Origin of the sequence: Gallaecimonas mangrovi (assembly GCF_003367375.1) — a bacterium.
GTDB lineage: Bacteria > Pseudomonadota > Gammaproteobacteria > Enterobacterales > Gallaecimonadaceae > Gallaecimonas > Gallaecimonas mangrovi.
Map to the genome: position 1 here is coordinate 3,785,802 of NZ_CP031416.1, position 19,375 is coordinate 3,805,176.

Annotated in this window: 18 protein-coding genes; 11 read left to right on the forward strand and 7 right to left on the reverse strand. The window is 54.6% G+C overall.

Annotation, left to right across the window (positions count from 1 at the left end; all coding sequences use genetic code 11):
- Window positions 1–380: 380 nt before the first annotated feature.
- Entirely contained in the window at window positions 381–2,396 is a 2,016-nt protein-coding gene (locus DW350_RS18030; protein WP_115720266.1) for a hypothetical protein, read from the reverse strand.
- A gap of 270 nt (window positions 2,397–2,666) precedes the next feature.
- Here DW350_RS18030 and DW350_RS18035 point away from each other — a divergent pair, with 270 nt between their 5' ends.
- Window positions 2,667–3,110: a YybH family protein gene (locus DW350_RS18035; protein WP_115720267.1), complete on the forward strand. Its 444-nt coding sequence runs from the start codon at window positions 2,667–2,669 to the stop codon at window positions 3,108–3,110.
- Here DW350_RS18035 and DW350_RS18040 read toward each other — a convergent pair.
- The 6 genes from DW350_RS18040 to DW350_RS18065 form a co-directional block, all read right to left on the reverse strand.
- Window positions 3,107–3,850 (reverse strand): head GIN domain-containing protein, encoded by a 744-nt coding sequence (locus tag DW350_RS18040; protein ID WP_192954737.1) that lies wholly within the window; start codon window positions 3,848–3,850, stop codon window positions 3,107–3,109. The genes DW350_RS18035 and DW350_RS18040 overlap by 4 nt on opposite strands.
- Before the next feature lie 74 nt (window positions 3,851–3,924).
- On the reverse strand, window positions 3,925–5,151 hold the full coding sequence (locus tag DW350_RS18045) for an MFS transporter (RefSeq protein ID WP_226911357.1): 1,227 nt from the start codon (window positions 5,149–5,151) through the stop codon (window positions 3,925–3,927).
- 139 nt (window positions 5,152–5,290) lie between these two features.
- A complete protein-coding gene (locus DW350_RS18050; RefSeq protein WP_192954738.1) occupies window positions 5,291–6,445 on the reverse strand; it encodes an RsmB/NOP family class I SAM-dependent RNA methyltransferase in 1,155 nt (384 codons plus the stop codon).
- Between the two features lie 117 nt (window positions 6,446–6,562).
- A complete protein-coding gene (locus tag DW350_RS18055) occupies window positions 6,563–7,507 on the reverse strand; it encodes a DUF4382 domain-containing protein (protein ID WP_115720271.1) in 945 nt (314 codons plus the stop codon).
- 80 nt (window positions 7,508–7,587) lie between these two features.
- A complete protein-coding gene (locus DW350_RS18060; protein ID WP_115720272.1) occupies window positions 7,588–8,148 on the reverse strand; it encodes a lysophospholipid acyltransferase family protein in 561 nt (186 codons plus the stop codon).
- Between the two features lie 14 nt (window positions 8,149–8,162).
- Entirely contained in the window at window positions 8,163–10,127 is a 1,965-nt protein-coding gene (locus tag DW350_RS18065) for a tetratricopeptide repeat protein (protein ID WP_115720273.1), read from the reverse strand.
- Between the two features lie 127 nt (window positions 10,128–10,254).
- On the opposite strand from DW350_RS18065, the gene DW350_RS18070 reads away from it, so the two are divergent.
- The 10 genes from DW350_RS18070 to DW350_RS18115 all read left to right on the forward strand — a co-directional run bounded on the left by DW350_RS18070 (window position 10,255) and on the right by DW350_RS18115 (window position 19,365).
- On the forward strand, window positions 10,255–10,641 hold the full coding sequence (locus DW350_RS18070) for a SirB2 family protein (RefSeq protein WP_115720274.1): 387 nt from the start codon (window positions 10,255–10,257) through the stop codon (window positions 10,639–10,641).
- Between the two features lie 9 nt (window positions 10,642–10,650).
- Window positions 10,651–11,391, forward strand: coding sequence for a ferredoxin--NADP reductase (locus DW350_RS18075; protein WP_115720275.1), 741 nt, complete (start codon window positions 10,651–10,653; stop codon window positions 11,389–11,391).
- Between the two features lie 9 nt (window positions 11,392–11,400).
- Window positions 11,401–12,267 carry a DUF3014 domain-containing protein gene (locus DW350_RS18080; protein ID WP_115720276.1) on the forward strand — a complete coding sequence of 289 codons (867 nt, stop codon included), beginning with the start codon at window positions 11,401–11,403 and terminating at the stop codon, window positions 12,265–12,267.
- Between the two features lie 91 nt (window positions 12,268–12,358).
- On the forward strand, window positions 12,359–12,721 hold the full coding sequence (locus DW350_RS18085) for a MaoP family protein (protein ID WP_115720277.1): 363 nt from the start codon (window positions 12,359–12,361) through the stop codon (window positions 12,719–12,721).
- A gap of 50 nt (window positions 12,722–12,771) precedes the next feature.
- Complete coding sequence (locus DW350_RS18090; protein ID WP_115720278.1) at window positions 12,772–13,668, forward strand: RimK family alpha-L-glutamate ligase; 897 nt, start codon at window positions 12,772–12,774, stop codon at window positions 13,666–13,668.
- Window positions 13,669–13,836: 168 nt separating this feature from the next.
- Window positions 13,837–14,247, forward strand: a complete 411-nt coding sequence (locus DW350_RS18095; RefSeq protein ID WP_115720279.1) for a DUF4431 domain-containing protein — start codon at window positions 13,837–13,839, stop codon at window positions 14,245–14,247.
- Between the two features lie 589 nt (window positions 14,248–14,836).
- The gene (locus DW350_RS18100; RefSeq protein WP_115720280.1) at window positions 14,837–16,105 is read left to right on the forward strand and encodes an efflux RND transporter periplasmic adaptor subunit; all 1,269 of its coding nucleotides are present in this window, start codon (window positions 14,837–14,839) and stop codon (window positions 16,103–16,105) included.
- Window positions 16,106–16,116: 11 nt separating this feature from the next.
- The gene (locus DW350_RS18105; protein WP_115720281.1) at window positions 16,117–16,806 is read left to right on the forward strand and encodes an ABC transporter ATP-binding protein; all 690 of its coding nucleotides are present in this window, start codon (window positions 16,117–16,119) and stop codon (window positions 16,804–16,806) included.
- 9 nt (window positions 16,807–16,815) lie between these two features.
- A complete protein-coding gene (locus tag DW350_RS18110; RefSeq protein WP_115720282.1) occupies window positions 16,816–18,144 on the forward strand; it encodes an ABC transporter permease in 1,329 nt (442 codons plus the stop codon).
- 9 nt (window positions 18,145–18,153) lie between these two features.
- Window positions 18,154–19,365, forward strand: coding sequence for an ABC transporter permease (locus DW350_RS18115; protein WP_115720283.1), 1,212 nt, complete (start codon window positions 18,154–18,156; stop codon window positions 19,363–19,365).
- Window positions 19,366–19,375 lie beyond the last annotated feature (10 nt).

A 19,375-nucleotide genomic window follows, 5' to 3' on the forward strand; every position in this document is an offset into this window, starting at 1 on the left:
ATGCATTAAAACAGGGCGAACCAAGATGACAGGACGCCATAAGATACCACCAAAGGCGGTGTTTTCTTTGTCATCCATATCAACGGAAGCTGAAAAACAGCGTCACATGACTCGCAATAAAAGTAATGAATAATTTTAATAAGTAACGCGTTTTTATGACGATTAGGCAACTTATGCTGCTCTTTTTGCGCCGGAATTCGTTCAGTAGCGGCCAAGATGCAGGTTGAATATTCCTTCCCCCACCCAAGGCCGACTGTTGCAAACGCGGGGACATGTTAACCATAGATGCGGCGCGGTGATAGCTGACCAGTAGTGATCTGGCGCCAAAAACCAGCTATCTGCTGGTTAAATCAGCATAAATAGCCACCAAACGGCGCCGCCTAGTGACCACTTCTTAACTGCAACAGACCCCGGTCTAGCGCGTGCAGCAGCTGCGGATGCACTTGTTCGGCGTCCAGCAGCGATGGCGGCGCTAATTCTAAGGCTTGAATCGACACCCAAGAACTTTGGCGAGTTTCATTGGCCAGTATTTGCGCCTGCGCCAGGGTAAAACGCGCCAATTCCAGCTGCGCTGAGATGGCCAAAGCCGAGGCCCGTTGCTGGATAGTTGGCGCCAAATTAAAGCCCACCGCTACCCGCACATCTTCCAGCCCTTCGCTGCTAACAAAGCGTGCGGTAATTTCAGCCAGCCGCTGATAAAGCTCGGGCAAGGTGGTCGCTTCGTCTTGTAAAACCAGTAACAGGTGTTCGTCGCTGACCTGGCCTTTTAGCATCAGCTTGTCACTCAAACCATCCAACAGGCCAATGTAGCGGCGCAGCAACTGCTGGCTTTCATCAATGCCGGCCAGCAGCGGTAACTGGTTGATAAAGGCCGGGCTGAAACTCAGCAGCACCAGCGGTTCTGGCTTCTCAAGGCCCGATTCCCGGCTCTGGTTATGGCGCAGTTGTATCGCTTCAAGTAGTGCAGGTAATTCCCTAACCAGGCCAAGCTGGTTTGGCAGCAGGGAACCAGGGTTAGTGGTGAGTTGCTGGGCTTGCTCGGCCAGCAGCCGGTCTTGCTGTTGTTTGTGGCGATAAAGCCACAGCAACATCAGCAGTGCTAGCAGCAATACTACCGCCGTTACCGAACCACTCAGCTGCCAGGTACGCAGCGCCTGCTGGGCCTCTATTCGGCCACTTTCACTCTGGCGTAAGCGCTCACTTTGATTGAGCTGCTCGGTGAGCCTTTCCATGGCCTGGCGACCATCTTTAATATCATCATTGGCCAGTTTTTCCTGCAGCGCCATGGCTTGGCGCAAGGCCGCAATGGCCATGCCTTTTTTACCCAAGGCTTCATAAAGATTGGCTAGGCGTTTATTGGCTTTTTCTTTTTCCTGCCAGTCAGACACCGAATTGCGTTTTGATAACAGCACCAGGGCCTGGTTAAGGTCGCTAATGGCTTGCTGCTTGTTGCTCAGCAGCTCTGCCCGCATGGAAAGCGCCGTACCCAGGTAAAAATCCACCTTGTTTTGCTGATACAGCGTAACGGCTCTATCTAAAAATTCGCGGGCCTTGTCGCGATGATCCGGGTCTTTTAAATAGATGCTGGCGATATTGATCAGCGCCTTGCCTTCAGACAACTGCCGGTTCTGCTGATGGTAAAGATCTAAGGCATGCATCGATTCAAGTAAGGCGCTATTGCTGTCGCCCATCTCTTGATAGGTAACAGCTATTCCCACCAACAGGTCAGGGACTTTTTTGTTGTTACCCTGCTGCTGGGCAAGGACCAGCGCGCGCTGCAGGTAGTCTAGGGCTTTGTCGTAAGCGTGATTAAGGCGGAAAATGCGGCCCTTGGTGGCCAAAATATCCAGCCGCAAAGCCGGGTCGTCTTGGTGCAACAGCCTAAGGCTGGCTTCATCTAAATACGACAATGCCTGCACGATATCGTTTTGGCGGTACTTAAGGTAACCAATGCGATACAGCGCCATGGCCTCGGCCTTTGCCGCATGCTGCTGACGGGCTTTATCAAGGGCAAAACGAAAATAAGATTCGGCTTGGTCAAAGTGGCTGAGGTACTGGTTGAGCGAACCTTGCTCAATCCAAATTTTCATTTGCACTGCCAGTGCCTGGTCGCCGCTTTGCTTGGCAACCGCCTTGGCGGCTTGTTCGAGGGTTTGTAATGACTGCTGATAATCGCGGTCGATACGGCTTTCAACGTTTGCTTTGATATAAAGCACATCCCCAAGTACCAAGGGGTTATGGCTCGCTTCTGCCTCGGCTACTGCCGGGCCGATAAGCGCTTTTAGCTGGCTACGATAATGGGGGTCACTGCGGTGAGCCATGGCTTGGTGCAGGTCATCAACGGCCGATGCCTGAGCCAAAATCGGGAACAGCAACAACCAAAACCATCGCTTCATATCTACAAACCCTGTAAGCAGCCAAAAGCAACGCTTTCACGCCATAGGCGCCAGCGCTCTTATCATTGTTGGAAATACCCTCAGTGGGTCAGTGGCTTATCAACGCCAGCTAATCTCCAAATTGCCCATATCAATGCCGATAGGCAACTGTTCTTTCTATTCGCTGCCTTTGTCTGTGACATGGCACCTTGTATCGCAAGGCAGTGGTCTTCTTATTTGCTAGCTGGCATCTTAGCGAGCGAGCCACACCAACAACAATGAGGGATCTGTATGAAAAAGTTCGTTTTTTTATTAATGGTATTGCTCAGTAGCAGTGCTTTTGCCAGTGCCAACAGCGATAAACAACAGATCCTCTCGGTGCTGCACCAGCAACAAAACGCCTGGAACCAAGGCAACATTCCCGGCTTCATGCAGGGTTACTGGCATAGCCCCAAGCTGCGTTTTACCTCGGGCGGGCAAGTCAGCTATGGCTGGCAGCAAGCCATGAACCACTACCAAGCTCACTATAAAAACAAAGCAGCCATGGGAAAGTTGCTGTTTGATATTAAGGACGTGCAGCTATTTGGCGACCATGCCGTGGTGTTTGGTCACTGGCAGCTAAACCGCGAAAAGGACCAGCCACAAGGTTACTTTACCCTGGTGCTGGCCAAGTTGGATGGGAGCTGGAAAATTACCGCAGACCACACCTCCGCAGCGCGGCCTGCTAAGCATTAATCGCCCTTATGGTTAATGTCGCCGGAGCCCATAATGCTTTGCTTGAGGCTAGGGTTACCGTAGTAATCCACATCACCGGAACCGGCGATGCTGATTTTCAAACTGTCACTGGCGCGCACCGAGATATCACCTGAACCCGCCACCGACACCTTGGCGTGCTGGGCGACCAGTTTATGGGTGTCAACGTCGCCACTACCGGCAATGCTGATGTCTAATTGCTCGGCGCTGCCACCGTTGATGGTCACGTCATTACTGCCAGCCACATCAACGCTGACTTTGGGGTAGCTGGCGCTAGCTACCGTTAACGAGCCGGAACCGGCCAGTTTTAACTTCAAATCCTTGTCACCGCTAAAACTATCAACCGTTACGTCACCGGAGCCGGCCACCGCCACTTCAGCAAGCTGCTCGGTACTGATGGTGATTTTTATCGGCTTGGTCGGTTCAAGGTCGTAGCCATCTTTGCTGCCAAGCTTTAAGGTGCCGTCGTCAATCTCGACCTTGATGTAAGACTGCAAGTTATCTTCGGCGCTGATGGTTAGCTTGCCGTCGCCTTTGACAACATGCACATCGGCGGGCAACGCCACCTTGATTTCATCAATCTTATTAAGCGCTTGGCTATGCTCGATAACGTGGCCATTACCCTTGATGTCGTTATCACCCCACCAGGATGCATAGGCACCACCAGACACGGTGCTCAACAGTAAAACAGCGGTGGCTACCACTAAATGTTTGGGTTTCATTGCAGTAAATCCTTGGTTTTGTTTTTCCTGCAATGACTTTAGCAACCCCTGTGCCAACCACAGGGGCCGCATTTTTAGTGGGCTTGCGGCGGGGTCTCAATAACCGGGGTAGCCGTTTTCGCCAAAGACTGGCTAACTTCACCAACTCGGCGCGCCTGCCACCAGGCCAACACAGCAAACAGTGTTAACAAGGCGCCGAGCGGCAAGGCATCATGTTGCGGAATAAAGCTCGACAGCGCCGCCGCCATACCCGCTGCCAGGTTTTGTAAACCGCCAAGCAGCGCCCCGGCCGTACCAGCGCCTTTGCTGAAATCAGCAAGGGCGCCACTGGTAGCCACCGGCCCCAAGATCCCGGCCGCCATAAAATAAAGCGATACCGGTGCCAGCAGCGTCCAGGCCGATAACGGCAACAACCACGCCAGCAATAACTGCGAAAGGGCCGCGGTTAGCAACAAGCTGGTGCCTAACTGCAGCAGTTTTTTGTGGCGCCAGCGGTGCGCGAGACTCGCGGCCATAAAGGAGCCCAAAATGTAGGGCGGCAGTGGCACAATATAAAGCCAGCTTACCAGCCAAGCGGGCAGTCCCAGCCGTTCACCCAGTAGCACCCCGGCCACAGCCTCAAACACCACCACCCCGCTAAACACCGCCAACAGCGGCCATAAGTGGTGGCGAAAATGCGCATTACGCCAGGTGCTGCGGTAACGCACCCAAACCGGCGCTTTCGGCTCTAGATCTTCCGGCCGCGTTTCTTTAAAGGCCAGCGCTTGCAGCAGTAGCACCACAGCCCCGAGCCCCAGCAAAAAGAGGTAACAGGCGCGCCAGTCAAAACTGGACACCAAAACGCCGCCCAGCACAGGAGCCAGCATTGGCGACAAAATAAGCGCCATGCTCAGCAAGCTATTAACGCGGGTCAGCGCCGCACCTTGGTAACAGTCGCGCGGTACGGTGCGCACCATCACCCCGGCCACACCGGCCCCCAACCCCTGAATAAGGGCGCCCGCCAGCAGGCTTGCAAAACTGGCGGCATGCCAGGCCAGCAAGCTGCCGGCTAAAAACAGCACCAGGCCGGCCAGAATAATGGGCCGACGGCCCAAACTGTCGGATAAAGGCCCGTAGAAAAACTGCGACAGGCCATACATGGCCAGATAGGCCGCCATAATGCCTTGGGTCAGGCCCGGGCTAATACCAAAGCTTTGGGCGATACCACCCTGGCCCGGTACAAATAAGGTTTGAGACATCTGGCCAACAGCGGCCAGGGCAACCATAAGCAACAAAAACAGTCGCAAAGACGGCGAACGCATCACGCACACCTTAAAAAAGTGAGAAAAGGGCTAATTGGTCGGCTCCCTGCCGACGGCGCGCAATCTACCAGCGCCACATGACAAAGTCAGTAACGGTTGCTGGCTTTTTCGACAGGTTTTTTGTGAACTTCGTCAACTTTTATTGACGGCGTAACAGCGCCATGTAAAAGCCGTCGGTGTCGGTGGTGACGGGGCTTAAGGTGCACTCACTTTCCAGCACAAATTGCCCTTGGGAACGCTCAATAAAATCAGCAATTTGCAGTTGGTTTTCTTGCGGTAACAGCGAGCAGGTGCCGTACACCAGCTTGCCGCCGGGTTTGAGCATTCTTGGGTAGCTGTCGAGGATATCGCGCTGAATTCCTATCAGTTTGTCGATATGCTCCGGGGCAATGCTCCATTTCGCATCAGGATTACGGCGCAGCACCCCCAGGCCAGAGCACGGCACATCCAACAGCAAGCGGTCGGCTTTACCTTTTAAACGCTTGATGGTGGCAGCACCTTCAATAACGCGGGTTTCAAGGTTATGCACCCCGGCGCGGCGCGCCCTTTTACGCTGCGCTTGTAACTTGCCTTCAAAAATATCCATTGCCAGCAAACGCCCTTTGTTTTGCATTTGCGCCGCCAGGGCCAGGGTTTTACCGCCAGCGCCGGAGCAAGCATCAATCACCGTCATCCCCGGCTCGGCACCAACCAGGGCGGCAATTTGCTGCGAGCCCCAATCTTGCTGCTCAAAAAGACCGTCTTTAAAGGCCTGGGTACGAAACACATTGGCAAAACGTTTGAGTTTAAGGCAGCTATCGGCCACCACCTCAGTGGCTACCTGCTCTTGGCTGAGGCGTTTCTTTAAATGGCGGGCATCACCATGCAGGGTATTTACCCGCAAGTATTGCGCGGGCGGCTGGTTAAGGGCCACCGCTAAGGCGGGCCAGGCATCACCTAGGCGTTCACTCAGCAACTGATAAAGCCAGTCGGGGTAGCTTTCCCAAACGGCGGCATCCGCCTGCACCTGGCTTAGTAAGGCGTTATCCAGCTTGAACGGCTTGAGTTTTAGCGGCAGCTGCGGCGAGGTTAATGCCGCCCAGGCGGCGAGCATTGCTGGTAAGTCGTGCTCGGCTACCGGCCAGGGGCGGCCCGCAAGCACCGCATAACGGCGCGCATAGCGCACCAAATGCTGCGCCGCTTGCACGGCTTCAGATTTATAACGGCCAGACAGTTCGGTACGGGCCAGGGCTTTATCTAACGGATGGCCGCCAATCAGTACCGAATGCAGAATACTCAGAAGTGCTTTTTGCATCATATCCTTGCTTAGGGCTCTTACCCTGCTGTTGCCGTGATAATGCCCTTGCCTTAAAACGCAAAAGCCCCGCCAAAGAGGCAGGGCATGCTAGGGCATAGCCCCTATTTGAGCAAGTTAGTCGTTGCTGATGTCTTGCACAAGGCTTTGGCCTTCGCTCAAAGCCAGCTCATAACTCAGCCCGGCCGGGTTAGGAATGGTTAACCCCTCGTAGGTTTCTGGCTCGTCATTAATGCCGTCGCAGGAAAAGGCCAAGGTGTAGTCGCCAGCCGGAATAAGCCCAAACTGATAGCCGTAGCTGGCGTCGGTGTCGTCACTTAAGGTAACCGCCACCGAAGCAACCGGCGCGGTGGCGCCATCTGGCGCGCCGCTGGCACCACTGTCAAAGTCGTCAGCAAGGGTGGTAAGGCTATGACCGCTATAAAGGTAAACAAAGCCGTAATTAACGCTGTCGGTACTGGTATTGCAGCTTTCAGCCAGAGTGGCGGTAACGGTACCGCTAATGCCGCCTAAAATGGCGCTTTCCACCAGGCTGATACCACGCGGTTTAATAATGTAGCGCTGCGGCCCGGGGTTGTAGGTCATGGCCCGGCGCAGGTTAAAGTCCAGGGTAAAAGCCAGTTGGCCGCCGGCCGTGGCGGTAAAGCCGCCCAGTTTTAATTCGTCCGACGGCACTTTTAGCGTAAAAATGCCGTCGCCGGTTTCAACATAACTGAGACTGGTGTCTTCGTCTTCAATGCCTAAGCGCACGTCACTGTATGTACCGGCCGGAATGCTGGCGCTGTCGATAGCCAGGTAGGTATCGCCACCTTGATAGTCGAGTAAATCCAGGGTGACCGGGTCGCCGTTGGCATCGGTAACCGCTAACACCACATCGTCGCCGCTGTCGCGTTTTAAGGTAATGCTGTCGATGGTGATCACTACCTTGTCGGCACCGTCCACCGGTGCATCACCAATATCGAGAGACAAATTAGCGGTTTGGTTTTCATCGTCACCACCGCCGCCACAAGCCCCCAGCCAAAGGGAGCAAAAAATAAGAACAGCAAGCTTAATTGCCTTCATGCCAGCGTCTCTTGGTAAGTGGTTGCTGACTAAGTATGGTTGCTTGCTGTTAACCCTTTCTTAACGATTTAATTGCAACATTACTGGTCTTTCCAGCCCAACAATGGCGGTATGGGTTGGGCAAAACGGCCTTGCACTTGCTCATAAAATTGCTGCACCTGGGCTAGGTCGGCCTTGATGTCGTCGCTAGGATAGATAGGGTCTGCCACCAGAAAGCGGCGGCGCGGGTAATCGATACCCACCAGCACATAGGGAACCTTGGCGGCCTTGGCGATGTAATAGAACCCTAGCTTCCAGCGCGTCACCGGGCTGCGCGTGCCTTCGGGGGTTACACACAGCACAAAAGACGGCAGGCTGCGGTAGTATGCGGCAACCTGCTCAACCAGGTTATTGGCTTTGTCGCGGCGTACCGCAAAGCCGCCCATGGCCCGAAAAAGATAACCCAAAGGAAAGCGAAACAGCTGGTGTTTGGCGAGAAAACGAATGCGAACGCCTAGGGCACTACGGGCCAATACCCCCCAGACAAAATCCCAATTGGAGGTATGGGGGGCAACCACAATCAGGTATTTATCCTGCGCGGGTAGCTGCCCTTCAACGCGCCAGCCAAGGCGGCGCATTAATCCATTTGCCAGTTTTCCCATAACAAGAGCCTTGCTTAAACCGTTTCTGCCAGCAAAGCCCAGTCAGGTTCCAAGGTCAAGTCGCTGCCGCCAGTGCTGACTTTGATATAGCCCTTTTGCAGCTCATTTAGCAGCGCTTGGCGCACATTGTCTGCCCGCATGGCGGGCGCGGCCACCGGCAACGGATTGATGCTGACCCAACTGTCAGCGCCCGCTTCATCAGCAAGCTGCAAGCCCAATAGCAACAGCTCGCAAAGGGGCTCAACGTCGGTTGTGCGACTGATTTGCGGGAAACAGGGGAAAGCCAGGGTAGCCATTTGCAAGCCGCTGACCGGCACGTCCAGCTCAGCAAGGCACCCCTTTAACTGGGCAAATACCTGCTCCGCCGGGCCGCTTTTTTGGCCAGATCCCGCCTCTAACGCCAATAAGTAGTGGAAGGTATCGGGTTCCCCCAACAACAAGGCATCAGGAAAAGCCGCACGCAACTTGTCGGCCAGTAACTTTTGCTGGCGGCTGCCAAGGCGATAACCGGCCTGATAAAAGGGGTGACGGCTAAAGCGGGGCCGAAAATAATACAGCTGGCAGCGGCGCCCTTGGCCAAGTAACTGGCTAAGCCACTGCATACTGGCGCGGTGATGAGGCAGCTGCGAATGCAGCCTTAACCCAGCGTCAACGAGCGTTTGCGATTGCTGCCGCCGCCGGTATTTCAATAAGGTGCGAACCAGCAAAATCAGCAGTAAGCCAATGGCAAAATAAACTGCCAAATGCCAGTAGGCTTTAAGCTCTTTGTTGGTGGTGCTGGCCTTGTTTTGGCGCTTAATAAGGTCCAGCGACAAATTACGCTCGGCCTGGCTTTTGGCCTTTTCAACCAACGCCAGGCGGTCGTCCATGACCTTGGCATAGTGCTGCCAGTACTGTTGCTGGACATCACCATCACTGAGCGCCGCCAGTTGCTTTAAGGCGCGCGCGGCAAGTTCATTTTGGCGCATGCTATCGGTGGTTTCCTGCGCTGCCACTACCTGTTGTAACAAGGTTTTCTGGCGAACCTTATCACCTTGCTTTTCGGCAATTTTGGACGCAGTCAGCAGCGCTGACATGCGCTGATGAATAAGGTTCGCCTTGGCCATTTTATTAAGGGCGATCTGGATATAAAAATTGGCCTTATCAAGCTGGCCAAGGGCCAGGTAAATTTCGGCCAGATTACTGGCCATGGTGCCCTGCCAGCCAATGCTGGCGTGCTTTTCTACGTCGGCATACACCGCCAGCAAGGCATCAAGGGCCTCGGAGTAATGTCCGCCCTCATATTGCAACTTGGCCAATGACGCAGCAGCGCGGGCCTTATCGCTAATATCCGGGGAGCTTTGTGCCAAGGCATTGGTCTCCATGGCCAGTTGCAAATAGGGCTGGCCAAGGTCGCGGCGCACCAAGGCTAAATCGGAGCTGGAACCCAGTTCGACAGAAAGGTCGCCCGTTTCTTTGGCAAGCTCGATAGCCTTTTCAATGATCGGCAACGCATGGGCGTCCATCTGCATCAGCCGATAGCTGTAACCCTGGTCGCTCAAGGCCTCGGCTTGGCCTTTTTTATCACCCAGTTTCAGCGCTACCTGTTCAGCCTTATTGGCAATGGCCAGGGTCACTGGCAAGTTACCGGCCCAAGATTGCGCCTGGTAGTAAACCAGCATGCATCGAAGCAGCTCCGGGCTTGGCGGAAACCTTTCCAACAAGGCGATACCGCTTTGATACATCGGCAACGACCCTTTTAAATCACGGTCAATGCGCGACGCCATTTCTGCCTTTACACACAGATAGCGGCCATGGTCAAAATTCGAGAAATGGCTAACAGCCTTTGCAGGAATTTGCGACAGCAGCTTGTTGGCCGACGCATAGTCAGCTTGCTTGGAGGCATGTTCCGCTTGCGTAAGTAGGGGGGCGAGGTCCGTTTCTGCCCGGGTGCCAAATGACAACAGGCACCCTAAGAAGAGCAGAAAACAGCTTTTCATAGTCACATCTCGGGGCTAGTGCTAGGCATCTTATCGGCTAACGGCAATGCTGTCAGCCTCCTTTTGTCATTGCTGCGACCAAGGTCCAATGCTAGTGTCAAAGTGTAACTAATATCAGAGAGTTAGCGTGGATTATCTGCTGGTAAAACAGCTTCACCAAGCCTTGGCGCTGGTAACGGTGCTGTTCTTTATTGGGCGAGTGCTGCATGGCCTCGTCGCCCCAAGCCCGGCACCGCGCTGGCTGAAGGTGGCGCCTCATATCATCGACACTGCATTATTGGCCGTCGGTGTATGGCTTGCCTGGCAGTTAGGGCAATACCCATTTAAAGACAACTGGTTGACCGCTAAGGTAGTAGCATTGGTGCTGTATATCGCACTGGGCACTATTGCGATAAAGCGCGGTCGAACAGCCCAAACCAGGGTATTGGCAGCCATTGGCGCTGTGTTGGTGTTTCTCTATATCGTCGGGGTGGCGGTGTATAAATCCCCTTGGTCCTGGTTACTCGCGGTTTAAGGAGGTCCTATGGCTCAATGGTTAGATGCACAGGTGCTGGAAAACCACCGCTGGAACCCTACGCTTTTTAGCCTGCGCTTAAAGGCGCCGCCTTTTGATTTTGTTGCCGGTCAGTTTGTGCGGTTGGGCTTGGAAGGCCCTGATGGGCGAGTACAGCGCGCCTATTCTTTGGTTAATAGCCCGTCCGACCCCACCCTGGATTTTTTAGTCACCGCCGTACCGGGCGGAAAATTGTCACCTTCCCTTGATAACCTGCAGGCAGGTGACAGCATTCAGGTCAGCCAACCGGCCAGCGGCTTTTTTGTGCTGGACGAAGTGCCAGACGGCAACAGCTTATGGCTGTTGGCAACCGGTACAGGATTGGGGCCTTATCTTTCTATTTTGGGCACCGAATCACCCTGGCAGCGTTTTCAGCACATTAAGTTGGTGCATGGGGTGCGATTTGCTAGCGATTTAGCGTACCGTGAACGCCTTGAGCAAATGCAAAAAGACAACCCCGGTCGCTTTCAGTATTTACCGGTGGTTACCCGGGAAAAGGTAGCGGGGGCATTGCAAGGCCGCCTGCCTGACTTGCTGGCCAGCGGCGAGCTTGAAAATGCCACCAACGAAACACTTAGTCACGATTGCCAGATGATGCTGTGCGGCAATCCAGATATGATCCGAGATGGCCTTAAGGTATTGGCCGAAAAGGGATTACAGAAGAACCTGCGCCGTCAGCCAGGTCATGTCACAGTTGAGCAGTATTGGTAAGGAGCCAAGATGCAAGCCGATCCGCAAACTCAGCCGCCCAAATCCGGCAATTCCAAGCTTATCCCCATTGTCGTCATCGTGGTGATTGTGGTGATTGGCATTCTGGCCTGGGCGTTCTGGCCCAAGCCTGCAGGCCCCAGCGTTGCCGAAAGCGCCCCACCACCGGCGCAAACGCAGCCCCAGCCAGAGCCTCAAGCACAAGCACCGGCCGAGACCACCCCGGCGCCAGAGCCTGAGCCTGCGCCAGAACCGGCGCCGCAACCAGAACCTGCCGCCCCCCCGGCACCGAAATTGCCCCCCCTCAACGACAGTGACAGCGTGGTGCGTGACGACCTTAACGCCATGCTGCCGGCGGAGCATCAGCAGCTTAAAACCCAAGAATCTGGCCTTATCACCAAAATCACCCAGATGGTGGCAACCGCGGTTGAAGGTTATTTGCCAGAACGCCAGCGTTTGATTGCATCGCCTTCCCAGGCCTTTAGCGTTATTCGCGACGGTGACACCATCTACCTCGATAGCGACAGCTACAGCCGTTACGACCCTTACGTGAAGATCTTCGTCGGTCTTGATAACCAAAAGCTGCTGGCATTCTTGCAAAAATACCAGCCGCTCTTTAGCGAGGCCTACGGCCAGTTAGGCCTTAATGGCAATGACTTCCAGCCAAACCTTGGCCAAATCATTGACTTAGCATTGGCAACTCCAGACCCGGCAGAGCCCATTAAGCTCAAACAGCCCAAGGTGTTGTACCAGTTTGCTGACCCGGCCCTTGAAAACCTCAAGCCAATACAAAAGATCCTTATTCGCATGGGGCCCACCAATCGCGCCAAGGTGAAAGCCAAACTGACCGAGCTGAAAAAGCTACTGGATGCTCAATAACAACGACTTATGTCGTCGATAAAAATGTTTTGTTTTACCCGCCTCCAAGCTTGGCTAATACTCCGGCCTGAAAGCGCCTTGGAGGTGGGTTATGAATCAAAGCTTTGTCAGTACAAAACGCTTTTTCGACCAAAAACACTTTCCCCATGGATTTGCCCGCAGTGGTGACTTCACTAAAGCCGAAGCCACCTTGCTGGAAAATCATGGACAAGCCCTGCAAGCCTTGGCCAGCGGCTTGGTTAGCCCGGCCAGTGCCGAAGAATTCCAGTTTCTGGAATGCTGCCAAGGCACTCGCCAGGCCAGCACCGGCTTGGAAAAGGTGTGGGCCAAGTATCAAAAGATCCTGGACCACAAAAAACGGGTCTTTACTGTTTGTGGTGACTGGCATCAGGCACGCAGTGCCAATACCAGCCGCTACGACAGCGAACCCGACGACCCGGTCGACGAAGACTAATTGCCAAAGGGGCAGCCACGTTCTGCCCCTTATTTATTGCGGAGCGCACCATGCGCCTTGCCATACTGTCAGCGAAAACTGAGCTGCACTCCACCCAGCGCCTGCTGGCCGCCGCCCATCAGCGCGACATCGACGCCCAGGTGATAAACCCGCTGCATTGCAGCTTAAGCCTTACCGCCGAAGGCCCGGTTTTTTATTACCAAAACCAGCCCCTGGCACCCTTTGCGGCGGCGCTGCCCCGGGTTGGCCATGAACTCACCTTTGCCGGCAGCACCGTGCTACGCCAACTCGAAGCGCAAGGCACTTACAGCCCCACCTCAGCCGCCGCCTTACTGCGCTCGCGCGATAAGCTGCAAGCCATGCAAGCGTTAATTGGCCAGGTGCCAATGCCAACCACCGCCTTTGCCAACACCAGCGAGGCCATCAGCCGCATGGTGGCTGAAGTCGGCGGCACGCCATTGGTCATCAAAGTGCTGGAAGGCTCGCAAGGCATTGGCGTGACCCTGGCCGAAACCCCACAAAGCGCCCGCGCCACCCTGGAAGCCTTTATGGGTGCCAGGGTTAATGTGCTGGTACAGGAATTTATTCGCGAAGCCGCCGGCCAAGACTTGCGGCTATTGGTGGTAGGTACCCGCGTGGTGGCCGCCATGGAAAGGCGCTCACAAAGCGGCGATTTTCGCGCCAACCTGCACTGCGGCGGTAAAGCCCTGGCCCTAGAGCCTAGCGAAGAAGAATGCGCCCTTGCCATTAAAGCCGCCCAAATCCTCGGCCTTGGCATTGCCGGGGTTGATCTGCTGCGCTCCCACCGCGGCCCGCTGCTGTTGGAAGTCAACTCCTCCCCCGGCCTTGAAGGTATCGAAAACGCCACCGGCGTGGATGTCGCAGGCGCGATTATGGATTTTATTGTTGCGCAGTGTGCAGCTCACCCAAGCCGCAGTCTTTTTTAATAGCCAACAATAACTGCTACTCGTTCTGCTATCCGCCGGTTCGCGCACCGGCGGGCGCCCTACTTTTGTTTCGCCAAAAGTAGGCGAGGCAAGCCACCAACTCCTTCCCCAACATTAAAAGAGGTATATTTCCATTAAAAATCAATTGGTAATAAAAAAGGACAGTAAATGTTGGCAACGATGTTGTTAATGACAGCCTTGAGCAGTAGCGCAGGAAAAACCAGCTGTTACAGCTATGGACCGCAAGTGGCGCTACTGGGCACGCTGATACGTAGCACCTTTGCTGGCACACCTAACTATGAAAGTATTACTCAAGGTGATTCCCCAGAAACGGTCTTCGTTTTACATCTCACCGGCCCAATTTGTACCTCTGCCACTCACGCTGATCCCCTTAGTCGTTCGGTAAAAGCTACATCTGACCTACAACTGGTTTTTCCAAATGATGCCGCCGTGTTTTACCAACAGCTGGCACCCAAACTCGGGCAGACGGTTAAGTGTAAGGGAACCTTGTTTTCACAAATCTCCGGACATCACCACACCCCGGTTCTGATGAATGTTCAACGCTGTCAAACGCCCTGAGGATAAAGCTAAGGCGTTTTTTAATAGCCAACCGTACTAACGACACCTGATTTTGTCCGTTAAGTGAAGCGCTTGGCTGGCGAGAGTGTAGGGGCAGCTGAGACAGGGAAGTCGAAGCAGGTGAATACGTGCCGGGAGCGCGTATGAGCCGGTGACCCGGGAACGACCAGAAGCGAAAATGAAGCGATAAAATCGCCAGGAGCGATTTTGAACATCGGAGCACCGCGACGATGGCCAGAAGGGCGAGGACAAGGACGGTCCAAGTAAACGTGGGCGGTGCCTTTGGTTGGGCAGCCCCGCTGACTTTGTGCGAAAACAAAGTAGGCCGGCTGCCGGGCCGGGACCCGGCGGATAAAAGAACGTATAACGACTGACAGATTGGCCATCACAGATACCCCAACATTTAATTCATGGCATAAAGTCCCTGCAACACCGAAGAATCAAACCCTCCAAAACCGGACACCCCGGACAACGGACACCAAAACCGGACACTTCCCACATAGACCAACCCAAAAATAACCATATAAATCAATAAAATAAAAACTGGCACGCCCCTTGATAAGACTTCTGCAACGCAAGGAGTTTTTTCATGATCAGAGACACCTCGGGGCAAGACGTTGTTGTTAGCCAGCGCCGTCCTTACCGAAAATGGTTAGTAATAGGCAGCGGTTTACTGCTGGTAACCGCTCTTGGCTGGGCTTATAGCAGTTGGCAGCAAAGTGCCGGCACCGACAGCACAGTGTCGCGCCAGGCCTTGGCGTTCGGCACCGCCCGAGTTGGCGATATCAAACGTGACATCAGTGTGCAGGGCCGGGTGGTGGCGGCCAACAGCCCCACGCTTTACAGCCCGGCGCAAGGCATTGTCAGTTATCTCATCAAGGCGGGCGACAGCGTCAAAAAGGGCCAGGTGCTGGCCACGGTGAAAAGCCCAACCTTGACCAACCAGCTTAAGCAGGAGCAGGCCAACCTGGCTCGCATGCAAGGCGAAGCGGACCGCCAGCAAATTCAGGCCAAGCGTGACGCTGTTGAAAACCAGCAAGCGGCGGATTTGGCCAAGGTTGACTTAACTGCCGCCGACCGGGAAATGCGCCGCGCCGAGCAGTCCTGGCAAAAACGGGTAATAAGCGAGCTTGATTATGAAAAGGCCAAAGACGAGTTGGCCCGCGCCAAACTGCGCTCACACCAGGCCAAAGAAAACGCCCGCCTGGCCATACAAATGGCCACTGTTGAAACCAAAAATCTGAAATTGCAGGTGCAGCGCCAAGCCCTGCTGGTAGCCGACTTGCAGCGCCAAGCCGATGAGCTAAGGGTCACCTCGCCGGTCAACGGCATGGTGGGCAGCCTGGCCCTTAACCAACAGTCCGCGGTCAGTGCTTACCAGGCACTACTCACGGTGGTGGACTTGTCCAGCTTTGAAGTAGAGGCGATGGTGCCAGAAAGCTACTCAGACGATTTGGGCCTTAAAATGCCAGTGGCGGTGAATGTAAACGGCCATGACTGGCAAGGCGAAGTGGCCGCTATTAGCCCGGAAATTAAAGACAACCAAGTGGTGGCAAGGCTGCGCTTTAAAGACAAAAGCCCTGAGAACCTGCGCCAAAACCAGCGCCTGACCGCCCGCATTCTTTTAGAAAACCTTAACCATGTACTGGCCGTTCCGCGCGGCGCCTTTATTGACTCAGGCCAGGGCCGCAGCGCCTTTGTGGTCAGGGGCGATAAAGCCATCCGCACCGCCATCACCTTAGGGGCAGTGGGCAGCCAGAACGCACAAGTACTAAGTGGCCTTAAAGCCGGCGACCAAATCATTACCTCTGATACCAGTCGCTTTAAAGACCAAAACACCCTACTTATCACCCATTAAGGACCGCCAAGATGCTGACTATGGAAAATATCGCCAAGGTGTACCGCACCGAAACCGTCGCAACCCATGCACTACGCGATTTCAGCCTACACGTAAGGGAAGGCGAATTTGTGGCGGTCACCGGCCCTTCGGGCTCCGGTAAAACCACCTTTTTGAATATCGCCGGCCTTTTGGAAAGCTTTGAAGAAGGCCAATACCTGTTAGACGGCGTTAACGTGCAGGGCCTTTCTGACAGCAAGCGATCAAAACTGCGAAACGAAAAAATCGGCTTTATCTTCCAGGGGTTTAACCTCATTCCCGACTTATCGCTGTTTGACAATGTTGATGTGCCACTGCGCTACCGGGGGTTAAGTGCCAAGGAACGCAAAAGCCGCATTGACGAAGCCTTGGAAAAAGTGGGCCTAGCGGCACGCCGCCACCATTTGCCGTCACAGTTATCGGGTGGCCAACAGCAGCGGGTGGCTATTGCCCGGGCCCTGGCCGGCAAGCCCGCCTTTTTACTGGCGGATGAGCCCACCGGTAACCTTGATTCCTTAATGGCCCGGCAAGTGATGGAGCTGCTGGAAAGCATTAACCAGGAAGGCACCACCATCGTCATGGTTACCCACGACCCAGACCTTGCCCGCCGCGCCCAGCGCAATATCCAAGTGGTTGACGGCCAGGTCTCTGATTTTGACTTCAGCCAAAGCCGCCGCGCCTAAGGAGCCAGCATGTTTAGCTATTACCTGCGCCTGGCCTGGCTGTCGTTTAAAAGTACCCCGGTGATGTCGCTGCTGATGGTGCTGGCCATTGCCGTGGGGGTAGGGGTGGCCATGAGCACCCTGACCCTGCAGCACGTCATGGCATCTAACGCCCTGGCTGATAAAAACAGCCAACTTTATTACGTGCAGCTCAACAGCCATCCGCTGGGCGACCATTACCCGTCTAAGGCCCGCAATGGCCTGCCGGATCAAATTGCCTATAAAGATGCCGAAGCGCTGCTGCAGTCGAACATCCCCACCTATCAGGTGGCCATGCACCAGTGGGGCGGCACCATTGAGTCGCCCAACCCTGATATTCACCCGATGATGGTGAACATCAGGGTGACCACCCGCGACTTTTTCCCGCTCTTTAACGTGTCCTTTATCTACGGCAATGGCTGGGATAAAAGCGCAGATAGCCAAGCGCAATACCAGGTGGTGCTGGGCAAAAAAATGAACGAAGACTTGTTTGGCGGCCAAAACTCGGTGGGTAAAACGGTGCAGATAAACGGCCACCCATACCAAGTGGTGGGCGTGGTGAAAGACTTTAAGCCGGTGCCGTCGGTAGAGGACTTAAGCACCGGCAGCTTTGGTGGTAATAGCGACATTTACCTGCCCTTTGGCCTGCACCGCCCCCTGGAAATGATGCCTTATGGCCAAATGAGCTGCTTTAGCAACAGCGATGCCGGCTCGCCTGAAGGCTACGAGGGCTTGTTGCAATCAAACTGTATTTGGCTGCAATACTGGGTGCAGTTAGACAGCGCCGAGCAAAAAGCCCGCTACACGCAATTTTTAAACAACTACTACCAGGACCAGAAACAACAGGGCCGTTTCCAGCGTGACAACGGCGTCGTCTTATCAACCCCTTCCCAGTGGCTTTACCAGAACAATGTGGTGGGCAACGACACCCGCTTACTCACTTGGCTGGCCTTTGCCTTCTTGCTGGTGTGCATTATCAACACCATTGCCTTGCTGATGGCGAAATTGCTGCGCAAAGCCCCCGAAGCCGGAGTACGCCGCGCTTTAGGTGCCAGCCGCGGCGCCGTTTTTACCCAGCATCTGGTTGAAAGCCTGCTGGTGGGCGGTATTGGCGGCTTACTGGGTATTGTGCTGGCGTTGCTGAGCCTAGGTGCTATTCGCCACTTGGTGGTGCATAGCATGGCCAGCATTGTGCACATGGATTTACTGATGGCCGTGGTCACTGTCGGCTTAGCCATGCTGGCAAGCCTGTTGGCAGGGGTTTACCCGGCCTGGCGCATCAGTACCACCAACCCTGCCCATTACTTAAAAACGCAATAGGAGCGCACCATGTTTGAATTCGGCCCCATACTGCGCACCCTGTGGCGCAACAAAACCAGCGCCTTGCTGATCATGCTGCAAATGGCCCTGACCCTAGCCATTGTGGTTAACGCCGCTTTTGTGATTAACCAGCGCCAAAGCGCGGTTAACCGCCCCACAGGCATTGATGACCAAAACCTGTTTGGGGTGTCGGTGATCCCCACCCACGCCGGTTTAAAAAATTATGGCGATGTGCAACGCGACCTTGATGCCATCAAGCAACTACCGGGGGTCATTGACGCCAGTATCACCAACAGCGTGCCGCTGTCAGGCTCGGGGAATACCTCCACCATACGAGCTGGCAATAACCCTTCAGGGGTGGGGGAAGTTGACGCCAATGTGTTCAGCACTGACCCTTCAGCCATCCACACCATGGGGTTAAAGCTCCTTGATGGCCGCAACTTTACCGACAGCGACATGGTGGTGACCACCAGTTTGTCCAGTGCCGTCCCGCAGGTCGTCATCGTTACCCGCCAGCTGGCCGACATTGTGTTCGGTAAAGGGGTTAACCCAGTTGGAAAATTGATTAATTTTGGTACCAGTAAAGTGCAGGTGATAGGCGTGATGTCGGCCAACCTGGGCACCTTTGTCCATTCCGATATCACTGGTAACGTTGCCCTGGTGCCGCTTTTTAACCGCGACTACAGCCTGCGTTATATGGTGCGCGCCAAGCCAGGGCAGCTGGATGCCATGATGAAAAAGGTGCCACAGCTACTGAACCAGTTAGACAGCCAAAGGGTGATAACCGGCGTGCGCAGCTTTAAAACGCTCAAAAGCAACGCCTACCGCAGCGACAACGCCACCATTACCATGCTGTCTACCACCATAGTGCTAATAAGCCTGGTAACGGGGCTTGGTATTGTTGGCCTGACCTTGCTGTGGGTAAACCAGCGCCGCAAACAAATTGGTACCCGCCGCGCTTTGGGTGCCACCAAAACCGCCATCATCCGGTATTTTATGGTGGAAAATGGCCTGGTAACGGCTCTGGGCATTGTGGTGGGTATCTTTCTAACCTTGGCAGCTAACCATTTGATGGTGCAGCATTACCAAATGAAAGCATTGGCACCGAGCTATTTAGTTATTGGCGTGATTATGGTTTGGCTGCTGGGTATGTTAGCCGCCTTGGTGCCGGCCTGGCGCGCCGCCCAAATATCCCCAGCGCTTGCCACCCGCAGCGTTTAACCGGCACACA

What these genes read in the sequence shown, in the direction of transcription:
- DW350_RS18030 (WP_115720266.1), bottom strand. Translation starts at nt 2,396, where the DNA reads ATGAAGCGATGGTTTTGGTTGTTGCTGTTCCCGATTTTGGCTCAGGCA.
- DW350_RS18035 (WP_115720267.1), top strand. Translation starts at nt 2,667, where the DNA reads ATGAAAAAGTTCGTTTTTTTATTAATGGTATTGCTCAGTAGCAGTGCT.
- DW350_RS18040 (WP_192954737.1), bottom strand. Translation starts at nt 3,850, where the DNA reads ATGAAACCCAAACATTTAGTGGTAGCCACCGCTGTTTTACTGTTGAGC.
- DW350_RS18045 (WP_226911357.1), bottom strand. Translation starts at nt 5,151, where the DNA reads ATGCGTTCGCCGTCTTTGCGACTGTTTTTGTTGCTTATGGTTGCCCTG.
- DW350_RS18050 (WP_192954738.1), bottom strand. Translation starts at nt 6,445, where the DNA reads ATGCAAAAAGCACTTCTGAGTATTCTGCATTCGGTACTGATTGGCGGC.
- DW350_RS18055 (WP_115720271.1), bottom strand. Translation starts at nt 7,507, where the DNA reads ATGAAGGCAATTAAGCTTGCTGTTCTTATTTTTTGCTCCCTTTGGCTG.
- DW350_RS18060 (WP_115720272.1), bottom strand. Translation starts at nt 8,148, where the DNA reads ATGGGAAAACTGGCAAATGGATTAATGCGCCGCCTTGGCTGGCGCGTT.
- DW350_RS18065 (WP_115720273.1), bottom strand. Translation starts at nt 10,127, where the DNA reads ATGAAAAGCTGTTTTCTGCTCTTCTTAGGGTGCCTGTTGTCATTTGGC.
- DW350_RS18075 (WP_115720275.1), top strand. Translation starts at nt 10,651, where the DNA reads ATGGCTCAATGGTTAGATGCACAGGTGCTGGAAAACCACCGCTGGAAC.
- DW350_RS18080 (WP_115720276.1), top strand. Translation starts at nt 11,401, where the DNA reads ATGCAAGCCGATCCGCAAACTCAGCCGCCCAAATCCGGCAATTCCAAG.
- DW350_RS18085 (WP_115720277.1), top strand. Translation starts at nt 12,359, where the DNA reads ATGAATCAAAGCTTTGTCAGTACAAAACGCTTTTTCGACCAAAAACAC.
- DW350_RS18090 (WP_115720278.1), top strand. Translation starts at nt 12,772, where the DNA reads ATGCGCCTTGCCATACTGTCAGCGAAAACTGAGCTGCACTCCACCCAG.
- DW350_RS18095 (WP_115720279.1), top strand. Translation starts at nt 13,837, where the DNA reads ATGTTGGCAACGATGTTGTTAATGACAGCCTTGAGCAGTAGCGCAGGA.
- DW350_RS18100 (WP_115720280.1), top strand. Translation starts at nt 14,837, where the DNA reads ATGATCAGAGACACCTCGGGGCAAGACGTTGTTGTTAGCCAGCGCCGT.
- DW350_RS18105 (WP_115720281.1), top strand. Translation starts at nt 16,117, where the DNA reads ATGCTGACTATGGAAAATATCGCCAAGGTGTACCGCACCGAAACCGTC.
- DW350_RS18110 (WP_115720282.1), top strand. Translation starts at nt 16,816, where the DNA reads ATGTTTAGCTATTACCTGCGCCTGGCCTGGCTGTCGTTTAAAAGTACC.
- DW350_RS18115 (WP_115720283.1), top strand. Translation starts at nt 18,154, where the DNA reads ATGTTTGAATTCGGCCCCATACTGCGCACCCTGTGGCGCAACAAAACC.